General features: G+C 69.1%; 14 protein-coding genes. 3 read left to right on the top strand and 11 right to left on the bottom strand.

What is annotated here, in order from left to right; genetic code table 11:
* Positions 1-455: 455 nt before the first annotated feature.
* A complete protein-coding gene (gene katG, locus VQ03_RS15425; protein WP_048451776.1) occupies positions 456-2,756 on the top strand; it encodes a catalase/peroxidase HPI in 2,301 nt (766 codons plus the stop codon).
* Between the two features lie 365 nt (positions 2,757-3,121).
* Here katG and VQ03_RS15420 read toward each other — a convergent pair whose 3' ends face one another.
* The 3 genes from VQ03_RS15420 to VQ03_RS15410 form a co-directional block, all read right to left on the bottom strand.
* Positions 3,122-4,264 carry an FAD-binding domain-containing protein gene (locus VQ03_RS15420; protein ID WP_048451775.1) on the bottom strand — a complete coding sequence of 381 codons (1,143 nt, stop codon included), beginning with the start codon at positions 4,262-4,264 and terminating at the stop codon, positions 3,122-3,124.
* Between the two features lie 97 nt (positions 4,265-4,361).
* A complete protein-coding gene (locus tag VQ03_RS15415; RefSeq protein WP_053078601.1) occupies positions 4,362-5,555 on the bottom strand; it encodes a COG3904 family protein in 1,194 nt (397 codons plus the stop codon).
* Positions 5,556-5,881: 326 nt separating this feature from the next.
* The gene (locus tag VQ03_RS15410) at positions 5,882-6,259 is read right to left on the bottom strand and encodes a DUF3140 domain-containing protein (RefSeq protein WP_280948494.1); all 378 of its coding nucleotides are present in this window, start codon (positions 6,257-6,259) and stop codon (positions 5,882-5,884) included.
* Between the two features lie 139 nt (positions 6,260-6,398).
* Here VQ03_RS15410 and VQ03_RS15405 point away from each other — a divergent pair, with 139 nt between their 5' ends.
* A complete protein-coding gene (locus tag VQ03_RS15405; RefSeq protein ID WP_048451773.1) occupies positions 6,399-7,187 on the top strand; it encodes an enoyl-CoA hydratase in 789 nt (262 codons plus the stop codon).
* Positions 7,188-8,158: 971 nt separating this feature from the next.
* On the opposite strand, the gene VQ03_RS33805 is transcribed toward VQ03_RS15405, so the two are convergent.
* The 6 genes from VQ03_RS33805 to VQ03_RS15380 all read right to left on the bottom strand — a co-directional run bounded on the left by VQ03_RS33805 (position 8,159) and on the right by VQ03_RS15380 (position 12,272).
* Complete coding sequence (locus tag VQ03_RS33805; protein WP_167376102.1) at positions 8,159-8,314, bottom strand: hypothetical protein; 156 nt, start codon at positions 8,312-8,314, stop codon at positions 8,159-8,161.
* 268 nt (positions 8,315-8,582) lie between these two features.
* Positions 8,583-8,744: a hypothetical protein gene (locus tag VQ03_RS34635; protein ID WP_245292097.1), complete on the bottom strand. Its 162-nt coding sequence runs from the start codon at positions 8,742-8,744 to the stop codon at positions 8,583-8,585.
* 318 nt (positions 8,745-9,062) lie between these two features.
* Positions 9,063-9,689 (bottom strand): NUDIX domain-containing protein, encoded by a 627-nt coding sequence (locus VQ03_RS15395; protein WP_048451771.1) that lies wholly within the window; start codon positions 9,687-9,689, stop codon positions 9,063-9,065.
* Positions 9,686-9,940 (bottom strand): sulfurtransferase TusA family protein, encoded by a 255-nt coding sequence (locus VQ03_RS15390; RefSeq protein ID WP_048451777.1) that lies wholly within the window; start codon positions 9,938-9,940, stop codon positions 9,686-9,688. Before VQ03_RS15390 ends, VQ03_RS15395 begins: the two co-directional genes overlap by 4 nt.
* 114 nt (positions 9,941-10,054) lie before the next feature.
* Positions 10,055-10,489 (bottom strand): hypothetical protein, encoded by a 435-nt coding sequence (locus VQ03_RS15385; protein ID WP_048451770.1) that lies wholly within the window; start codon positions 10,487-10,489, stop codon positions 10,055-10,057.
* 415 nt (positions 10,490-10,904) lie between these two features.
* Positions 10,905-12,272 (bottom strand): glutamate--cysteine ligase, encoded by a 1,368-nt coding sequence (locus VQ03_RS15380; RefSeq protein WP_048451769.1) that lies wholly within the window; start codon positions 12,270-12,272, stop codon positions 10,905-10,907.
* 500 nt (positions 12,273-12,772) lie between these two features.
* Here VQ03_RS15380 and dnaE point away from each other — a divergent pair, with 500 nt between their 5' ends.
* Positions 12,773-16,309: a DNA polymerase III subunit alpha gene (gene dnaE / locus VQ03_RS15375; RefSeq protein WP_048451768.1), complete on the top strand. Its 3,537-nt coding sequence runs from the start codon at positions 12,773-12,775 to the stop codon at positions 16,307-16,309.
* A gap of 12 nt (positions 16,310-16,321) precedes the next feature.
* Here the strand turns inward: dnaE and VQ03_RS15370 are convergent, their stop codons facing one another.
* Complete coding sequence (locus tag VQ03_RS15370; RefSeq protein ID WP_048451767.1) at positions 16,322-18,319, bottom strand: glycosyltransferase; 1,998 nt, start codon at positions 18,317-18,319, stop codon at positions 16,322-16,324.
* On the bottom strand, positions 18,301-19,536 hold the full coding sequence (locus VQ03_RS15365; RefSeq protein WP_048451766.1) for an HlyD family secretion protein: 1,236 nt from the start codon (positions 19,534-19,536) through the stop codon (positions 18,301-18,303). The genes VQ03_RS15370 and VQ03_RS15365 overlap by 19 nt, the downstream gene beginning before the upstream one ends.
* Positions 19,537-20,087 lie beyond the last annotated feature (551 nt).

The raw sequence follows: 20,087 nt of genomic DNA, 5'->3' as shown, positions 1-20,087 counted from the left end.
GGGGGCCGTCCATACATGACATCGGGAGGCGAGAGTTCGATTGCCCACGCGATGAGCGCATTCATCACATATGCCGTAACGGCAGGCCCTCGATGCGGCCGCCACCCGATGCGGTCGGCGCCGGCGGCCGATAGCAGGCATCCCCGCAAGGCCCCCGCCGAGACCCCGTGACGCGGCGAGCGCGGACGGAGTGGCCGCAGCGGAAGTGGCGCCTATCTGCGTCGGCGCATCGTATGGTCGGTTCGGGTCCGGGATGAAGGGTCGTTGTCCAAAGTCGGCGCCACGGACGGGATCGTCCATTGGCCGCTTCGATGGCCCTCCTCTTATACTCTATACCAGTACATCGCCCCGGACGGATCATCGCGCGACTTCCGGGCGGTGCGGCTCGCGTTGCGCCGCCCGTCCGCCCGCCCATCAGGATCGCCTTGCGCGATCGGCACAGAAGGAACGACGGCGTGGAAACCTATACTGACGTCCTGTCGGGGAAATGCCCGTTCGGCGGCGACCGCGTCGGCGGCGCCTTCACGACGCCGCCCACGCTGGAGGAATGGTATCCGGACCGTCTGCGGGTCGAGGTGCTGCATCAGAACGGGCCGCAGGCGAACCCGCTCGGCGAGGCGTTCGATTACCGGGCGGCCTTCGCGTCGCTCGATTACGAGCAGCTCAAGAACGACATCAAGCAGTTCCTGACCAGCTCGGTGTCGTGGTGGCCGTCCGATTACGGCAATTACGGCCCGCAGATGATCCGCATGGCCTGGCACTCCGCCGGCACCTACCGCATCGCCGACGGGCGCGGCGGCGCCGGCCAGGGGCTGCAGCGCTTCGCGCCGATCAGCAGCTGGTGGGACAACGGCAACACCGACAAGTCGCGCCGCCTGCTCTGGCCGATCAAGCAGAAATACGGCAGCGCCCTGTCCTGGGCCGACCTGATGGTGCTGACCGGCAATTGCGCCCTCGAGATCATGAACTTCCCGACCTACGGCTTCGCCGGCGGCCGCGAGGATGCCTGGGAAGCCGACAACTCGACCTACTGGGGTCCGGAGCTGTGGGATCCGACCAACGTCAAGTCGTTCGACGAGATGGTCAACCGCGACAAGCGCTGGCGGGCCAAGAACGGCGAGGCCGATTACGACCTCGAGAACCCACTCGCGGCGTCGCACCAGTCGCTGATCTACGTCAATCCGGAGGGCCCCTACGCCAACGGCGACCCGATGGGCTCGGCCCGCGACATCCGCATCACCTTCACCCGCATGGCGATGAACGACGAGGAGACCGTCGCGCTGATCGCCGGCGGCCACGCCTTCGGCAAGAGCCACGGCATGGTCAAGGCCGACCGGATCGGCCCGCCGCCGGACATCGCCCCGATCGAGGCGATGGGCCTCGGCTGGCACAATCCGGTCGGGACGGGCGCGGCCGAGAACACGATGACCAACGGCATCGAGGGCTCGTGGACGCAGAATCCGACCACCTGGGACAACAGCTATCTCGAGAACCTGTTCAAGTTCGAGTGGAAGCCGACCCGCAGCCCCGCCGGCGCCCTGCAATGGGAGCCGGTCGATCCCGACGCGCCGCGCACGCCCGACGCCCACATCCCGGGCCAGTCCCACCCGCTGATGATGATGACCAGCGACATCGCGCTCAAGACCGATCCGGTCTATCGCGCGATCTGCGAGAAATTCCTGTCCGATTTCGACTACTTCACGCTGCAATTCTCCAAGGCGTGGTACAAGCTGACCCACCGCGACATGGGTCCGAAGGAGCGCTATGTCGGACCGGAAGCCAAGATCGAGGACGACCTGCTGTGGCAGGACCCGATCCCGCCGGTCGACCATCCGCTCGTGGATGAGGCCGACATCGCCGCCCTGAAGGCGGAGATCCTTGAGAGCGGCCTGTCGGTCTCCGACCTCGCCTTCACGGCGTTCTCGTCGGTGGCCACCTACCGCAACAGCGACAAGCGCGGCGGCGCCAACGGGGCCCGCCTGGCCCTGGCGCCGCAATCGGGCTGGACCGTCAACCGGCGCACCCTGCCGGTGATCGAAACCTTGCGCGGCATCATGGCCGGGTTCAACGGCAAGGCCGCCGGGGGCAAGAAAGTCTCGCTCGCCGACCTCATCGTGCTCGGCGGCTGCGCCGCGGTCGAGGCGGCGGCGAAGGCAGCCGGATCCGCGACGCCGGTGCCCTTCGTCCCGGGCCGGATGGACACCACCGACGCGCTGACCGACGCCGAGAGCTTCGAGTGGCTGAAGCCCCTGGTCGACGGTTTTCGCAACTATGTCGATCCGTCCTTCGCCGAGATCACCCAGGGCCGGGTCGCCCCCGAGCAGGTCTTCCTCGACAAGGCCAACCTGCTGGCGCTCACCGCGCCCGAATGGGTGGTGCTGACCGGGGGCTTGCGGGCGCTCAACCTCAACCACGACGGCTCGCGGCACGGGATCTTCACCGACCGCGTCGGCGTGCTCACCAACGACTTCTTCACCGTGCTCACCAGCATGGACTACGAGTGGACGAAGGCGGACCCGGCCGGCACGGCCTTCACCCTCGACGACCGGCAGACCGGCGAGACGAAGTTCACGGCGACGCGCTGCGACCTCGTCTTCGGCTCGAACGCGCAGCTCCGGGCGGTGGTCGAGATCTATGCTGGCCGCGACGGGCAGGAGCGGTTCGTGCGCGACTTCGTCAAGGTCTGGCACAAGCTGATGATGCTGGACCGCTACGACGTGAAGCGCGACGAGGCGGGGATGACCAAGGCGGCGTGAGCGCGTCGCCGCCCCGGTGAAACGCGGGGCTCCCCTCTCCAGGCGATTCCGGGCTTGTCCGGGATCGCCGCAAGGTGTGAGGGATGGGATCCCGCGACTCTCCTTCGACGGGATATTGGCCGACGGATGTCGGGGGCCTGTTCAAGGTGAGCGGCGGGATTGCAGCCCTCCGCGTCATTCCGGGGCCGCGAAAGCGGAGCCCGGGATGACGCGGAGGGTGTCAATTCTGCGAGCGGATGCAGCGCATTATACCGTCGCGCCTTCGAACAGACTTGTTCGAAGGCGCGAGGCAAGCCCGAACGGGCGTCGGCGCTGATGCGCCGGACGCCTTCACATCGACACGTCGATGCGAAGGCGCGGGAGTATCAGGTCAGAACTCCTTCTCCCATCACCTTCGGGATCGCCCCGCGCAGCCGCGAGTACCCGCGGTTCGACAAGGGCCAGGCCCGCTCGTCCCATACCCGCCGGATCCGGGAACAGCCCGCCGGCAGCGCCTCGGCCGAGGGGCCGAGGGGAGCGAACGGCGTCACCACCGGCAGGTCGCCGGCCCACCCCTCCCGCACCGGCCCGGCCGGGCAGCCGAAATGCGCGCCTGCGCGAACGAGCGCATCCGCCATCGCCGCGTCGTCCGCGGCGCGGACCCGCTCGGCCGCCCCCTCGACGGAGGCGACGAGGCCGCCGACCCGCATCACCCGGGCGCCGCCGAGGGGCAGGCTCTCCGGGTGCAGGTCGTCGAGATGCAGGAACAGGGCGACCGGGCCGTCGGGCGCGGGATCGGCCGGCGCCGGCGGCACCTCCCGGGGCGGCACCGCTTCGTCGAGGCAGGCGGCTCCCTCGTCGAGGCCGGCGGGATCGTGGCGCCCCTCGGTGAAGGCCCGGACGTTGTCGCGCCGCGCGAGGTAGTGCTTGCCCCGCGTGTGCAGCCCGGCGACCCAGCGCCAGGACAGCGTGTTGCTCGCGGGATCGCCGTCGAGGAGGTGGCGCAGGAAGAGATCGGCGCCGAGTTCCCAGGGCAGCCTCAAGGTGAAGATCCAGATCGAGGCGAACCACATCCGGGCGTGGTTGTGCAGCCAGTTCTCCTCGACGAGCTGCGCGGCCCAGTCGTCGAAGCCGTCGATCCCCGTCCGCCCCGCGACGGCCCCCTCGTAGGTCCGGCGCAATCCGGGCTCGGAGGCGAGGCGCGCGCGTGCAGCCTCGCGCCCGGCCAGGAAGCGCGACCACGCCTCGGGATGGGTCTCGAGATGGCCCTTGAAGTAGGTGCGCCAGAAGACCTCGGAGACGAATTTTTCGGCCCCGCGCTCGCCGAAGGCCCGGATCGCCGCCCGGGCGACCTCCGCCTCGGTCACCAGCCGGCGGCGCAGATACGGCGACAGCGCCGAGGTCGTCGGCGCCGCCGACCGGCCGCGATCGGTGTTGCGGGCGGCGGCATAGTCCGGACCGGGACCGGCCAGGAAGGCGGCAAGGGCGTCGAGGCCGGCCGCGCGGGTCATGACGGAGGAGGGGAGCATGATCCGGATCTAGGCCGATGCGCCGGTCCGGCAGCGGCGGCCGTCGCCTCGTTCGGACCATGGGCGGATCGGTCGCGGAGCGCGTCACCCTCGAGATCTACGGCTCCCCAGGGAGCGCCGAGGCCTCCAGGCGCCGCCCGCCACGGCCGAACAGCGTTTCCCGCAACTGCGGGGCTTCGCCCCGGGCCAGGATCCCCGCCAGGCGACGGCGCAGGTCGGCGCAGGCCAGGGCGTGGGCAGGCCGCGGCAACGCGGTGGCCGGACCGGCCGGCGCCGGCCCGGCGAGGGCCCGGTCGAGGAGGGCACGCATCCGCGGGTTGCCCCCCGACCCACGGCGGCCGGGCAGCATCTCGGCGGCGGTCACGAGGTCGCCGTCCCGGCCGATGGCGCGGCACGTCTCCTCGCTCCCGCTCGCCGCCATGGCGTCGAGGAGGAGGCGGCCGAGGGCCGCGAGGGTCGCGTCGTCGGCGCCCGCGAAGGCGGTCCGCATCGCGCCCGCCGCCTCGTTCCGGAGGAGGTCGAGGCCCTCGCTCTCGCTGCGCCCCTGCCGGTAGGCCTCGCGGTAGCGGGCGGCGATGCCGTCGAGCACCCCCGGCCTCGGCGCCGCGAAGGCGGAGAGCAGGCCGACGGCCCGGAGCGCCGCAGCCCTGGCCCCACCCAGGCTGTCGTCGTCGTCGAGGGTCGAATCCGGCAGGTCGCCCGTCCCGACCACCCCGGTGACGACCCCGGCGGCACGCAGGCGGGCCGGGTCGGGGATCCAGATGTCGCGGGAGGGGGTGGCGAGGGCCTGGTCGACGAAGGTGGGTTCGAGGCCGGCGGCGAGGTAGCGGCCGCGCTCGTCGCTCGCATCGACCTGGACCATCTGCCCGAACAGCCCGGGCTCGTAGGGGGCGTGGAAGCCGAGCCGGCTATCCGCCACGATCAGCCGCTCGCGCCCGCGCACGAAGGCGAGGGTGCAGGCGGACACGCAGTAATCCGGTACGTAGGTGGCGAGCCCCCGCTCCGCCACGAGGTCGCCGATCGCCACACCCTCGTCGACGAGGCCGCCGTCGCTGGTCAGGTGCAGCCGCGTCACGCCCGGATTCGCGTCGAGCAGGCGGCGCAGGCGCGCGGCGGTGCCGTCGTTGAGGTCACCCCACAGCCGCACGTCGCGTCCGCCGGGGCCGAGGACGACGCGGGCCGGCGGTCCGTCGGGCGCGGCATCGATGACCGCCTCGAGGTTGCGCGACAATCCCCCGAAGGCCGGGGTCTGGGTGCCCGCCACCCCGGCGAGCCCGAGGCATGCCAGCACGACACCAGCGCCGGCCCATCCTCGGCCCCGCCGCACACCCGCTCCCGCCATTCCGGTCCCCCATGCCTAGTTGGGCTTGGCCTTGCTGGGCTTAGCCTTGCTCGGCTTGGCCCCTTATGTCCTTGACCCCACTCAGCCACATCGCCGGGGCGATGCGAAGACGTTGAGGCATCGGCAAGGGTCAGCAAGATCCGGGCCGAACTTGGGCCGGAGCATGGTTCGTTTCGCCAATGGGTCCCGCGGCAGAAACAGTTCTCGATGAAGCCTTGGCGCGGGAGAAACTTGCGCTTCGCCCCGCGCCACCATGTCGCGGTGGCGGGTTTGCCTCAATCCTTCAGCGGATCGTGGCCCCAGTTCATGAGGGAGTAACGCCAGCGTGAGGTCTTCACGTCCTCCTTCGGCCCGCCCTGAGCCAGGTGGCGTTTGACGTAAGCCACGACCTTGCGCATGTCGGCATAGTCGTCCTCGGTGAGATCCGCCTTCTTGGTGTGCTTGATCGCGACGATGCGGCGCCCCTGATGGTGCCCGACCGATTCGCCGCCCTTGGCGCTCTCCTTCTTGGCGCCGTCGCTCCAGCCGACCGACCGGCTCTCCTCGGTGTCGAGCCATGTCTCCAGTTCGCCCGGGGCCATGTTCACCGCCTCGCGGAAGGCCGCGTAGGTCTCCTCGTGGTCGCTCGCGTCGGGTGCAGCCTGCTTGCTCACGCGTCGTCTCCCTGGTGATCGCATCGCGCATCAACGTCACGGAAGGCCCGGCGTTCGTCGCGACGGCGCCGGATCGCCGGAAGACGGGGAGGAGCTTGGGCGCTAGGGTCGGGCCCCCGCTCCTCCGGATGCCTCCGCCATGACCGATACCGACGAACTGCTCTACGGGGTCGATGCCGAGGGCATCGCCCGCATCACCCTCAACCGGCCGCAGGCGCGCAACGCCTTGACCTTCGCGATGTACGAGCGCCTGCACGACCTCAGCGTCGCGATCGATGCCGATCCGGCGATCCGCGCGGTGGTGATCCAGGGGGCGGGCGGGCGCGCCTTCGCGGCCGGTACCGACATCGCGCAGTTCCGCGGCTTCTCCACCCCCGACGACGCGCTCGCCTACGAGCGCTTCATGGACCGGGTGCTCGGCGCGCTCGAACGTTGCGCCAAGCCGACCATCGCGGCCATCGCCGGAGCCTGCACCGGCGGCGGGGCGGCGATCGCTGCGGCTTGCGACCTGCGCATCGCCACGCGGGACGCCCGCTTCGGATTCCCCATCGCCCGCACCCTCGGCAATTGCCTGTCGGTCGCCAACCTGCGCCGCCTCTCGGCACTGGTCGGCGCCGGGCGGGTCAAGGAGATGATCTTCACCGCCCGCCTGGTCGAGGCCGACGAGGCGCGGGCGATCGGCTTGGTGAGCGAGGTGGTGGAGGATGCGGCCGCGCTCGCCGATCGGGCGACCGACCTCGCCCGACTGGTCGCCGGACACGCCCCGCTGACCCTCGCGGCCACCAAGGAGGGCCTGCGCCGGGTGCGCGACGAAGCCCCGTCCGAGGCCGGGGACGACCTGATCCTGCAATGCTACACGAGCGCGGATTTCCGCGAGGGGATGGAGGCCTTCCTGGGCAAGCGCCCGCCGCGATGGAGCGGGCGGTAACGGCCGCCCCCTTACCCATCGGGGCAGCAGATCCCGACGCCGGCACGGCCTCAGGAGCGGTGCTCTCCCGCTCTCGACCTCGTCCCGAGGTGCCGACGGATCGAGATTCGCCCCCGGAGCCGCGCTCGAAGGCTCGCCTTCATACCATCGGCCCAGGATGCTGACGCATCGACTCGATCTCGGGCAGGCCCGAGCATCAACCTCGATCTCGGGCAGGCCCGAGCATCAACCTCGATCTCGGGCAGGCCCGAGATCGACGGGGCCGTTGACCCATCTCGCATTGTCGACGCCAAGCCCAGACGTCCGGGGCCTTGGGCGTGACGACAATTCGAGAACGGAACCAAAGGTCGTTGTCTTTCGACCGATGGTCTCAGATATCGCGAAGACTTCCTATCGTGAAAACTTCCGGAGCGCTCCTTCGAGGCGAGCAAGGATCTCACCTCAGGATGTCATGAGAGCCTGTTTGACTTGCTCAACGGAGTTGACACCCTCCTCGTCATTCCGGGGCCGCGCAACGGAGCCCGGAATCCAGAGATTCAGGTGGTGGAGAATGACGCGGAACGAGAGCCGCTTCGTCCTCGACCAACCGCGGTTCTCGATTCCAGGCCCCGCTATGCGGCCCCGGGATGACGCAGTGGATGTGAGATCTGGAGAGATCGATCAAACAGGCTCTCGGCCCGGGATCTCAGATCGAGCGCAGAACACTTCGCCCGAACGGGCTCGCAGAATGAAACCGCGGATAGGAGCGACGAGGCGTCGGCGGATCAATAGTTCGCCGATGCCACCCATCGCGACGACGGCGCTATCCTGGCGCTCTCAGGGCAATGTCGAGCCGCCGTCACGAGCCGGCGGCATCCGTCAGCGGCAGCCGCCGGATGGGCGGCTCACGCGAGAAGCAGGGCCGGCGGCGCAGGGCATCGCCGGCATGGGCCGCAGGCCCCGGGACGCCGCCTCCGCGGCGCGGTTCTCACTCAGTGAATCGATTGGTCCTTGCGCTCATCGACAGCGAGCGAGGCTTCGTAGCTCTCGGCCTGTGCACGGGTCAGGCCACTCATGAGGACGAGCGTACCGCGATAGACCGTATAAGTGCCGTCCTGCGTGGGCTTGACGCGGATGATCTGGGACATGCGCTGGCTCCCTTGCGCGAATCATGACTGATTTTCTTGGATTTGAGCGTGACGTTAACGAATCGGCGGAGCTGCGCAAGAGGGGAGACCGCAAAACCGCCGGATTCTCGACACGATCATGACCAAAGTACAGTCAGAGGAGGGAGGGCGCCGCGCCGAAACCCCGTGCGAGACAGAGCCCCGGCGGCGGCATGCCGGCCCGTTCCAGGGTCCAGCACTGCCGGCTCGGGATCGTTTGAAAAAACGCCGCAGGAGAGGGGAGCGGCAATCAGGACGGCGAGCGGACGCTCGAGACGTGGATCGTCGGGGCGGTCTGGGCGGACGGGGCCAGGATCGGAGCCTTGCCGGGGATCGTCCACCAGCCGACGGCGGAGTGCACCGCCAGGGTGAGGCAGAGCAGGACCAGCATCGAGACGGCGTGGCGCGCCATGCTCGGCTGCGCCGGTAGCGGCGAGGGTTCACGAAGCGCGCCCGACGCACGATCCCCTGAGCCACAATCCAGAGGCTCGGGCTCGAGCGGGAGGAGCGAGGCGTAGAACCCGGCGGGCTGGCCGGTCGGGCGGTGGAAGGGTCCAATGTTGAACATCGGCGTCTCCTGTCGAGGCCCCTGCGACGGAGGGCTATCGGAACCGCCCAAAGTTAACAGCTGCTGAACAAGACGCTAGTCCCGATCACGAAACCGTGAACGAGGCGCTTGTACACCGGTCGTTCAGGTTCGAGGCCAGGATGCGGCCGGCGGCCCGGTCCTTCAACGCCGCCCTTCGACCAAGGGGGCGCCCTGTTCGTCGGACCCGCCGGCGAACAGGGCCGGGTGCCGCAGGCGCAGGGTCTGCGTGAGGCAGAGCGTCTTCATGTCCGCAACCTCGCCCCGGTCGGCCATGGCGGCGAGATCCGACAGCGCGACTTCGACCACCTCGATGGTCTCGTGCTCCTCCGGCAGCCCGCCGCCGGTGCCCTCCCGGTCGGTGGCCCGGTAGGGGGCGAGGAAGAGGTCCATCCGCTCGGTCGAGAGACCCGGCAGCGACCAGACCCGGCCGGCCGGCTCGAGCACCGACAGGCGCAAGCCCACCTCCTCGAAGGCCTCGCGCCGGGCGCAGGCCTCCGGATCGTCCTCCTCGCGCAGGCCCGCGGGCGCCTCCAGCACCGAGGCCGTGCCGTCGACGAAGCAGGGCGGGGTGCGGAACTGCCGCACCAGCAGGGCGACCCGCCGCTCGGGGTCGTAGGGCAGCACCGCCACGGCCGGCCCGTGATCCTCGACCTCGCGGCCGATCCGGCTGCCGTCCGGCATCCGCACCTCGGCCACGAGGTAGCGCGCCCAGCCCTCGTAGACCGTTCGGGCGCCCACGATGCGCGGCGGGGTCTCGTCTCGGTTCACGCGGCGCTCTCCTGGTCGTCCCGGCCGGCGCCGCGACGGATCTCGAAGGTCAGGACCCCGTCGTCGCGGAGCATCCGGTCGAGATGGTCGCCGCTCTCGCGCAGCAGGTTGGGGATGTCGATGGCGGCCATCGGGTCGGTGCAGCGCACCGACAGGCCCTCGCCGGGGGCGAGGCCGCGCAGGGCCTTGCGGGTGCGCAGGACCGGCAGGGGGCATTTGAGCCCGCGCAGGTCGAGGTCGTGGTGTCGCATGGTCGCTCGATTGCCGATCGTCGCCGCCCGGTTGAGCATATCCGGCGCGGACGAGAAAGCCCGGCGCGGGGGCCTCCCGCGCCGGGCTTCCGTCATTTCAGGCCGTGGGGGCGATCAGTAGCCGTAGCCGTAATAGCCGCCATAGGCCGGGTAGCTGTAGCCGTAGGACGGGTAGCCGTAGCTATAGCCGTAGCCGCCGACCGGGGCGTAGCCGCCGCCGTAATAGCCACCATAGGCCGGGTAGCCGTAGCCGTAGCCATAGGACGAGGCGGTGCCGGCCGCGAGCGCCCCGCCGATGATGCCCAGCGCCGCACCGGCCGCGAGCGCGCCGCCGGCACCGATGCCGCGGCGATAGCCGTAGCCGCGATAGCCGCGGTAGCCGCCGTAATAGCCGCCGCCGCGCCAGCGCACCTGGTCGACGGTCGCGCCCGAGCCCGCGACGGCCGCCGAGGTGGCGGCCGGCAGCGGAGCGGCCTGCGCCCCGACGGTGCCGGCGCTCAGGGCGGCGGCGGCGCCGGCCGCGAGGGCGAGGGTGGTGATGCGCGACATATGATGTCTCCGATCGTGTGAGGACCATGCCTCGATGGCCTCAAGAACGGCCAAGGACCGGTCTCTGTTCCAAGATTCGGCACGAATTGACCGATCGTCAATCGATAGCGGCTACGCTTGTGTTGCGCATGTGCGCGTCCGCACTCGGCCCGATCGTGCGGCGGCGACCGAATAAGCTTGAGCGTTGGGCAGGTCTTCCGGAAGCTGAAGGTGAGTGCGGGACATCCCGCCCTTTCGTCTCATCCTGCAAGCCTGTTCGAGATGATCAGCCGACTTTGAGCTCGGCTCGTCCTCCCGGGTTCTCGTCTTCGACGAGCGCCGGGATGACGATGCGAGATGGCAGCGTGTGTGCCGAATCGATCGACGCAACCGCTCAAACAGGCTCCGACCTCTGCAATCGGAGCGGCCCTGGCCCTCAGAACGCGCAAGCCGCGAAGACCGGATCGACCGAGCCGTTCCAGGGCCCGTCATAGAGCGCGAGCAAGTCCTCGGCCCGGGTCCGCGACGCGGCGATGACCTGGAGCGGGGCGAGGTAGAGCGTCTCGTCGCGACCTTGCGCGTCGCGCCGGCCCCGGGCCTTCAGACCCGCCTCCGCGAGCGCGAGGGCGTCGCGGGCGAGGTCGCGCAGGCGCCGCTTGCCGGCCGGAGCGTCGAGGCCGAGGCGCGGCACCTCGGCCCGCATCGTCTCGCGCTCCTCCGCCGTCAACTCGCGCACCAGCTGCCAGGCCCCGTCGAGGGCGGCGGAATCGTAGTAGAGCCCGGCCCAGAACGCGGATTGCGCGGCGATCATGTTGGCGTCGCCGACATCGGCGCCGCGCATCTCGAGGAAGCGCTTCAGGCGCACCTCGGGGAAGGCGGTCGAGGCGTGATTGGCCCAGTCGGAGACGGTGGCGCGCTCGCCCGGCAGGGCGGCGAGCCGGCCCTCCATGAGGTCGCGGAACGAGGCGCCGCTGACGTCGTGGTAGGTCTCGCCGCGCTTCACGAAGTACATCGGCATGGCGAGGAGCCAGTCCGCATAGGCCTCGTAGCCGAAGCCCTCGTCGAAGGCGAAGGGGAGCATGCCGGTGCGGTCGCGGTCGGTGTCGCGCCAGATCTCGGAGCGGCGGGAGAGAAAGCCGTTCGGCTTGCCGTCGGTGAAGGGCGAGTTGGCGAAGAGCGCCGTCGCCACCGGTTGCAGTCCTAAGCCGACCCGCATCTTCGTCACCATGTCGGCCTCGGACGAGAAGTCGAGGTTCACCTGCACGGTGGCGGTGCGCAGCATCATGTCGAGGCCGAGAGCGCCCACCTTGGGCATGTAGCCCTTCATGATGCGGTAGCGGCTCTTCGGCATCACGGGCGTCTCGTCCCGCGTCCATTTCGGGCTCATGCCGAGGGTGAGGAAGCCGATGCCGAGGGGGTCCGCCGCCCGGCGCACCGCGTCGAGATGCTGGCTCAGCTCGTGGGCGGTGGCGTGGACGTCCGGCAGCGGCGCGCCCGAGAGCTCGAACTGGCCGCCGGGCTCGAGCGAGATCGCACCCCCGCCCTCGACCGCCGCGAGGCCGATCACCCGGCCCGCATCCTCGATCGTCTCCCAGCCGGTGAGGGCGCGCAGGCCGTCGAGCAGGGCGGAAATGCCGCGCTCGCCCTCGTAGGGCACCGGCGACAGGTCGGCGCGGTAGAACGGGACCTTCTCGTGCTCGGTACCGATGGCGAAGGCGTCCTGCGGCTTCTCGCCGGCCGCGAACCACTCGATCAGCTCGGACCGCGCGCTGAGCGGGGTCGCGTCGGACACGTCGCGCGCCATGCGCCACCTCGTGCTTGAAGAACGAAAAACGATGACTCCCGGAAGGCCGGCGGCCCACCGTCAAGGTTGCGCCTAAATAGGCTGCGGACGACCGAGCCGCAACGCGGCCGCGGACGACCGAGCCGCGAGCCATGCTCCACCGGCCTGTCAACCAACCGTTCACCACGCCCGCCGGATCCGGCACCATCCCCCTTTGACATGGAACAAAACAAGAACAAACATCGGGACGTCGAAAGGGGACAGACCATGAACATACGCAAGATCCTCCTCGCTGTCACGGAGGTCGCCTCGATGGGCCTGCTCACCGGCGCGATCGCCCTGTGGGCGGTGGCGCTCTCGCCGATGCACTGAACGCCCGACGGTCTCGCGCCGTGGCCTACGGGCCACGGGCCGGCGCGTTCGGACCGAATCCGGTGGATTTCGCCGGCGCGTTGCGCCGCGGGTCGTGACTCTCCAAGCTCTGCCGGGAATCCTGGCGCGCTCACGAGGAGCGAGTCGCCTTGCAGATCCTGAAGCCCGTCGGCTACGTCCACCTGCACGTCCACTCCTCCTACTCGCTGCTCGAGGGCGCGCTGAAGATCGGCGACCTCGTGAAGGCCGCGGGCGCCGACCGGCAGCCCGCCCTGGCGCTCACCGACACCAACAACCTGTTCGGCGCCCTCGAATTCTCCGAGAAGGCGGCCGGCTCCGGCATCCAGCCGATCGCCGGGATGCAGCTGAGCGTCGCGTTCGAGGCGCCGGAGGCCGGCGCGAAGCTCAACGCCACCCATCCGCACATCGTGCTGCTGGCCAAGGACGAGACCGGCTACGGCCATCTGCTGCGGCTGGCGAGCCGCGCCTATTTCGACAACCCGCTCGGCGAGGTGCCGCGGGTCTCGGCCGCTGCGCTCAGCCAGTGCGCGGGGGGCCTGATCGCGCTCACCGGCGGCATGGGCGGCCCGATCGATGGGGCTCTCCGCGCCGGCCGGACCGAGCTGGCGCTCGCCCGGCTCGAATCCCTGAAGGCGGCCTTCGGCGAGGAGCATCTCTATGTCGAGGTGCAGCGCCACGGCCTGCCCGACGAGCGCGCCGTCGAGGGCGAGCTGATCCGCCTCGCCGACGCGCACGGCCTCTCGCTGGTGGCGACCAACGAGCCCTACTTCGCCAAGCCGGAGGATTACGAGGCCCACGACGCGCTGCTCGCCGTCGCCGAAGGCCGCCTCGTCTCGGACGACAAGCGCCGGCGCCTGACCCCGCGCCACGCCTTCAAGACCCGGGCCGAGATGGCCGACCTCTTTCGCGATTTGCCCGACGCGCTCCAGGCGACCGTCGAGATCGCGATGCGCTGCGCCTACCGGGCGCGCACCCGCAAGCCCATCCTGCCGAGCTTCGGCGCGCCGAGCCTGACGACGCCCGCGCAAGGAACGCCGGAGGGCGCGGCCCAGCAGGCGCTCGCCGCCGCAGCCACGACGGCCGTCGCGAAGGACATTGCCCCCGACGAGGCCGCCGAGCTGCGGCGCCAGGCCGAGGAGGGCCTGACCGAGCGCCTGCGCCAGCACGGCCCGGCCGAGGGGCTGACGGAGAAGGATTACCGCGACCGGCTCGAATACGAGATCGGCGTCATCACCAAGATGAAGTTCCCGGGCTACTTCCTGATCGTCTCGGACTTCATCAAGTGGGCGAAGGAGCACGACATCCCGGTCGGGCCGGGCCGCGGCTCGGGCGCCGGCTCGCTCGTCGCGTGGTCGCTCCTCATCACCGACCTCGACCCGATCCGCTTCGGCCTGCTGTTCGAGCGCTTCCTCAACCCCGAGCGCGTCTCGATGCCGGATTTCGACATCGACTTCTGCGTCGAGGGCCGCGAGCGGGTGATCCGCTACGTGCAGGAGCGCTACGGCGAGGAACAGGTCGGCCAGATCATCACCTTCGGTACGCTGCTCGCCCGCGGCGTCTTGCGCGATGTCGGCCGGGTGCTGGAAATGCCCTACGGCCAGGTCGACAAGCTGACGAAGCTGGTGCCGCAGAACCCGGCCAACCCCGTGACGCTCGCCCAGGCGATCGAGGGCGAGCCGAAGCTCCAGAGCGCGATTGAGGAGGAGCCGGTCGTCGCCCGCCTGATGAGCATCGCCAAGAAGCTCGAAGGCCTGCACCGCCACGCCTCGACCCATGCCGCCGGCGTGGTGATCGGCGACCGGCCGCTGGAAGAGCTGGTGCCGCTCTACCGAGACCCGAAGACCGGGATGCGGGTGACCCAGTTCAACATGAAATGGGTCGAGCAGGCGGGCTTGGTGAAGTTCGACTTCCTCGGCCTCAAGACCCTGACGGTGCTCCGCGCCGCGACCGACCTCCTGAAGCTGCGCGGGATCGAGGTGGATCTCCCCTCGCTGCCGATCGACGACACGCTCACCTACGAGCGCCTGAGGAAGGGCGAGACGGTCGGGGTGTTCCAGGTGGAATCGGCCGGCATGCGCAAGGCGCTGGTCGAGATGTGCGCCGACCGGTTCGAGGACATCATCGCCCTCGTGGCGCTCTACCGCCCGGGCCCGATGGCCAACATCCCGGTCTATTGCGAGCGCAAGCTCGGCCGCGACGCCGGCAACGAGAAGAACTGGTACCCGCACGAGACGCTGGAGCCGATTCTCGCCGAGACCTTCGGCATCATCGTCTACCAGGAACAGGTGATGGAGGTGGCCAAGGTCCTGGCCGGCTACTCGCTCGGCGACGCCGACCTGTTGCGCCGCGCCATGGGCAAGAAGATCAAGGCGGAGATGGACGCCCAGCGCGACCGCTTCGTGAAGGGCGCGGTCGAGCGCGGCCTCGATAAAGCCAAGGCCAACGAGATCTTCGACCTGCTCGCCAAGTTCGCCGATTACGGCTTCAACAAGTCGCACGCAGCGGCCTACGCGCTGATCACCTACCAGACCGCCTACCTGAAGGCGAATTATCCGGTCGAGTTCATGGCCGCCTCGATGTCGCTCGACATCGACAACACCGACAAGCTCGCCGAACTGCGCCAGGACGCGCAGCGCCTCGGCATCAAGGTCGAGCCGCCGAACGTGAACCGCTCCGGCGTGACCTTCGAGGTGCATGACGGCGCGATCCGCTACGCGCTCGCCGCCGTCAAGGGCGTCGGCCGCGCCGCCGTCGAGGCGATCGTGCAGGCCCGCGGGAACACACCGTTCCGCGATCTCGGCGACTTCGCCCGGCGCCTCAACCCGAAGCTCGTCAACAAGCGCACCCTGGAGAACCTGGTCGCGGCCGGCGCCCTCGACGCGATCGAGCCCGACCGGGCCAAGGCCTTCGCCGCCGTCGAGCCGATGATGCGGCTCGCGCAAGGCGCGGCCGAGGCCGAGACCGTCGGCATGATGGACATGTTCGGCGGCGTCGTCGCCGCCGAGGTGTCGTTGCGCATCCCGTCCTACGAGCCCTGGCCGATGGCCGACCGGCTCAAGCGCGAATACGACGCGGTCGGCTTCTTCCTCTCCGGCCACCCGCTCGACGAGTACGGCGACCTTCTGCAAAAGCTCCGGGTCCAGACCTGGGCCGAGTTCTGCCGCTCGGTCCGCGCCGGCACCTCGACGGTCGGCCGCGTCGCGGCGAGCGTGCTCGACCGCGCCGAGCGCCGCACCAAGACCGGCAACAAGCTCGGCATCGTGACGCTCTCCGACCAGACCGGCCATTTCGAGGCGATCATCTTCTCGGAGGGGCTCTCGCATTACCGCGACCTGCTGGAGCCCGGCGCCGCCCTGGTGCTCCAGCTCCAGGCCAGCACCGAGGGCGAGGACGTGCGCGCCCGCATCCAGACCTGCGAACCCCTCGACCAGGCCGCCGCCCGCCACCAGAAGGGCATGCGCATCTACCTGCGCGACGAGCGCCCGCTGTCGAGCGTGCAGCAAAGGTTGCAGGTGCGCGGGGAGGGGGAAGTGTCGCTGATCCTGATCCTCGATGGGGGTGAGCGGGAGGTGGAGGTGAAGCTCGGCGGCAAATACCAGGCGACGCCGCAGATCGCGGGGGCGTTGAGGGCCGTGCCGGGGGTGGTGCAGGTGGAGGTGAGTTGAGGGGCGATCCGATTAGGCCGTCGCCCGCGCCGTGCGGCCGAACATGCGCGACCAGAGGCCGCTGGCGATGGCCGACTTGTCGAGGTCGTGGATGTCCTGCGAATAGGTGCCGGTATAGAGCTTGACGATCATCAGGTCGCGGCACTCGTCCTCGAGCGTGAAGCTGACCTTCATCGCGTAGCCGCGCGCCGTGAGGGGAGACACCTTCTCGACCGTGCCGTGCAGGCGCGGGAAGCCCTCCATCTCGACGAGGACGGAGTCGCCGATCGCGGCGGGGGGCGGGACGTCGAGTTCGACGATGCCGCCTTCGAGGGAGAGGCTGGTGATCCGGCCGGCGAGCGTCGTGCCCCGGGACGCGATCCGGGCCGCCTCGTCGGTGGCGAAGCTGTCGAGAAGCGGTCTCGGCTTCTCGAAGCAGATCAGGGACGCGACCATCAGGACCGCGATGTTGAGGACCGCCCAATAGGCCGAGACCACGGAGAACTCGCCGTCCCCGATCCGGGACCATTCCGGAACGACGTTGACGACGAGCCCGAGCGCCGTCACGGCGATCCAGAAGGCGATCGAGAAGAAGGTGTAGGCGTCGAACTCCGATTCCTCGTTGCCGGACCCCTTGGGCGTCACCCGGAACGGCACGCCGAAGGGCTTGATCAGGCTGGAGATGACGACCGGGAGCATCCGGAAGGTGGCGAAGGCGCCGACCGCCGAGGAGATCAGCGGCAGGTAGCGCGTCGGCGTGAGCCAGGCCATCAGGAGAAAATACGCGGCCAGCACCGGCAACTGGTACCAGACGATATCCTGCGTGCCCGTGAAGTAGAGCGGCGCGGCGCCCGTCCAGAGATAGACCGCGGGCACCACCAGGATCACGAAGCGCACGGTGTATTGCACGAGCCACGACAGCGGCAGGAACATGAACCGTTGAAACAAGTTCAAGCCGGGGCCGCGCAGCGGGCCGTTATGCAGGTAGATCGTCTGGATGCCGCCGCGGCACCAGCGCCCGCGCTGGACGAAATAGCCTTTCAGGTTCTCGGCGGCGAGGCCCATCGAGAGGCGCTCGTTGAGGTAGCGCGTCTTGTAGCCCCGGTTGAGAAGCGCCAGGGTGGTGAGCAGGTCCTCGGTGATCGAGTCGTGCGGGAAGCCGCCGATCTCCTCGACGGCCGAGCGCCGGGCGATCGAGCACGAGCCGCAGCAGAAGCTGACGTCCCAGGCGTCGCGACTGGCCGCCATCTCGTCGAAGAACAGGCGCTGCTCGTCCGGCCAGACCTTCTCGAGGCTGAGATTCGACTGCACCGGATCCTTGTTGAAGAAGTGCTGCGGCGTCTGGACGATGCCGATCGTCGGATCCTGGAAGAACGGCACCGTGCGCCGCAGGAAGCTCCGATACGGCACGAAATCGGCGTCGAAGATCGCGATGAACTCTCCCGACGAGGCGGCGAGGCCGTTGTTCATGTTGCCGGCCTTGGCGTGCGAATTGTCGGGCCGGGTGACGTGGATGGCGCCCTTGCGGTCGCAATACTCCTTCAGCCAGGGGCGCCGCTTGTCGTCGAGGACGTAGACCTTGAGCTTGTCCTTCGGGTAGTCGAGGGCGAGGGCGCCGACGATGGTGCGCTCCAGGACGTCGATGGGCTCGTTGTAGGTCGGGATGAACACGTCGACCGTGGGCAGGTCGGAGGCGTCGCGGGCGAAGACCGCCGCCTCGAGCCGGTCCGCTTCGGCGCTGCGGTCGACGTACCGGCTCATGGCGACGAGGAACAAAAGGATGTCCGCGAAGGCGCCCAGCTCGACGAGGAAGACGAACCACGTCCAGAAGAAGCCGAAGCTCCCGTCGGCCGGGTAGGGCAGCACCGTCGCGAAGAACCGCCAGACCATGTAGCGGATCGCGACCGCCAGCACGAAGACGCAGGTGATGGCCCGCGACCACGTCACCTTGCGTGGCCAGTTCAGGCTGAACAGGAAGAAGAACGCGACGACGATCAGGGTCGGCGCGAGGCTTACGAGATGCTGAACCACAGGCTCTTCATCCAGTTCAGGAGTTGATACCGCTTGGCGGCGCGCGCGACGCGAACCTGCACCGACCGGCCGACCTGGCAGAAATTCGCGAAGTCGCGCTGCATCGGGTTCTGTTCGAGCGCGACGCGGATGCGGGCGCTCTTGCCGCGGCTCTCCGGCGGGACCGCGGCCAGCACCATCTCCTCGACGGCCGCGCTCGATCCGCGCACCGACAGCACGGTACCGGGAATGATCTGGCTGCTGCCGAGGAGGCGCACCTCCGCCGTCGCGCCCGGCCTGATGTCGTCGTAATCGACCTCGTTGACCAGGATGTCGACGAACAGGTCGCGGCAATCGAGAAGCCGCGTCAGCTCGTTGCCGACGACGACGTTCGACCCGGCCACCACGTTGTTGCGCCAGACCACGCCGTCGAAGGGGACGCGCACGATCGCGGTCGAGAGCCGGTCGTTGCGCTCGCGCTCGAGGTCGATCTGCCGCTCCAGCTGCTGGATGCGGGCGCGCTCGGCCCGGGCCTGCATCTGCACGTTGGCCAGCTGGATGGCGACCTCGTCCTGGCGCTGCTGCGAATACGGCACGTCGTTGCGCCCCTCGCCGACGAAGGTCCCCTTGCGGAGCGCGTCCAGCTGACGCGTCAGGCGCTCCAGCTCGGCCTTGGCGATCGCCTGCTCGCTGGTGGCCGAGACCGACGCGGCGCGCGCCTGCTCGACGGAGCTTCCGGCCACGACACCGGTCGCGCCGAGCGTCGTCTTGCGGACCAGATCCGCCTGGGCGGAGACCTGCTGCGCCTGGGCGGCCGTGATCCGCTGCTGGCGGATGACGATCTCCTGCTGGACGCTGTTGATGCTGGCCTGCTGATACTCCTTCAGCCGTCCGGCGAGATCGCCCTTGATGGCGGAGAGCGAGCCGATCTGCCCCTCGAGCGCCCGCAGCCGCTCGCGGGTCGCGCCGAGATCCGCCTCCAGCTGGGCCTCGGCCGTCCGGGCGATCCGCTCGTTCCTGATCTGGAACAGCTGTTCGCCCTCGGGCACGGCCGTGCCGACCTTCGGGGGCGTCGCGGAGACGACGCCTTCGATCGGCGCGGCGATGATCGTGAAGCGCGCGTTCACGGTCCCATCGAGGCTCGTATAGCCGGTCACCGCCGGCAAAACCGCCAGGATGGCGGCCCCAAGCAGCAGCACACCGATGAGGATGCGCATCGCCCGGCTGTTCCAGAGCATCTCCGAAGCCCCATTCTTGTTCGTCTTGGGTGATATAACGACGGAACGAGCGATTCGTTTCGATATTTGATGCTTAAATTTTTATTTTGATTTGTTTATATATTATCGAGAACAGTGCAAAAAAGGGACAAAGCTGACATGAGGGCATAACCTAGCGTGATATATGCTTCTTCTTGCAAGAAAGAAGAGGATTTGCACCTGCTCGCGTGCCACACGGGTCGAATCGCAACGCCGACAAAAATAACAACCTGAGATTGCAATAAACGAGGAACCGGGAGGCGGATCACCATGGAGGCCGTGCAGTCTTCGTCCGGCGAACCGCAGGACCTGTTGTCGGACCCGGCATGGAAAGTGAAAGACGACACAGCCGGCTATTGATCAACCCATCTCCGGGATGGATCAACGCCGGTGTTTCGTCGCCTGGCGCAACCGGGAGCGCTTCAGCCCCGTCAGGCCGATGGGGGCCGACCCTCGTATTCCGTCGTCTCGGGAGGCGCCGACACGCCACCCACCTCCCTCAACCCCAGCCACCCCGCCAGAGCCCTCAACTC

The organism is Methylobacterium tarhaniae, from assembly GCF_001043955.1.
Classification (GTDB): Bacteria; Pseudomonadota; Alphaproteobacteria; order Rhizobiales; family Beijerinckiaceae; genus Methylobacterium; species Methylobacterium tarhaniae.
Note: the sequence above shows the minus strand (reverse complement) of the source record. Positions and strands in the feature narration are given on the sequence as shown.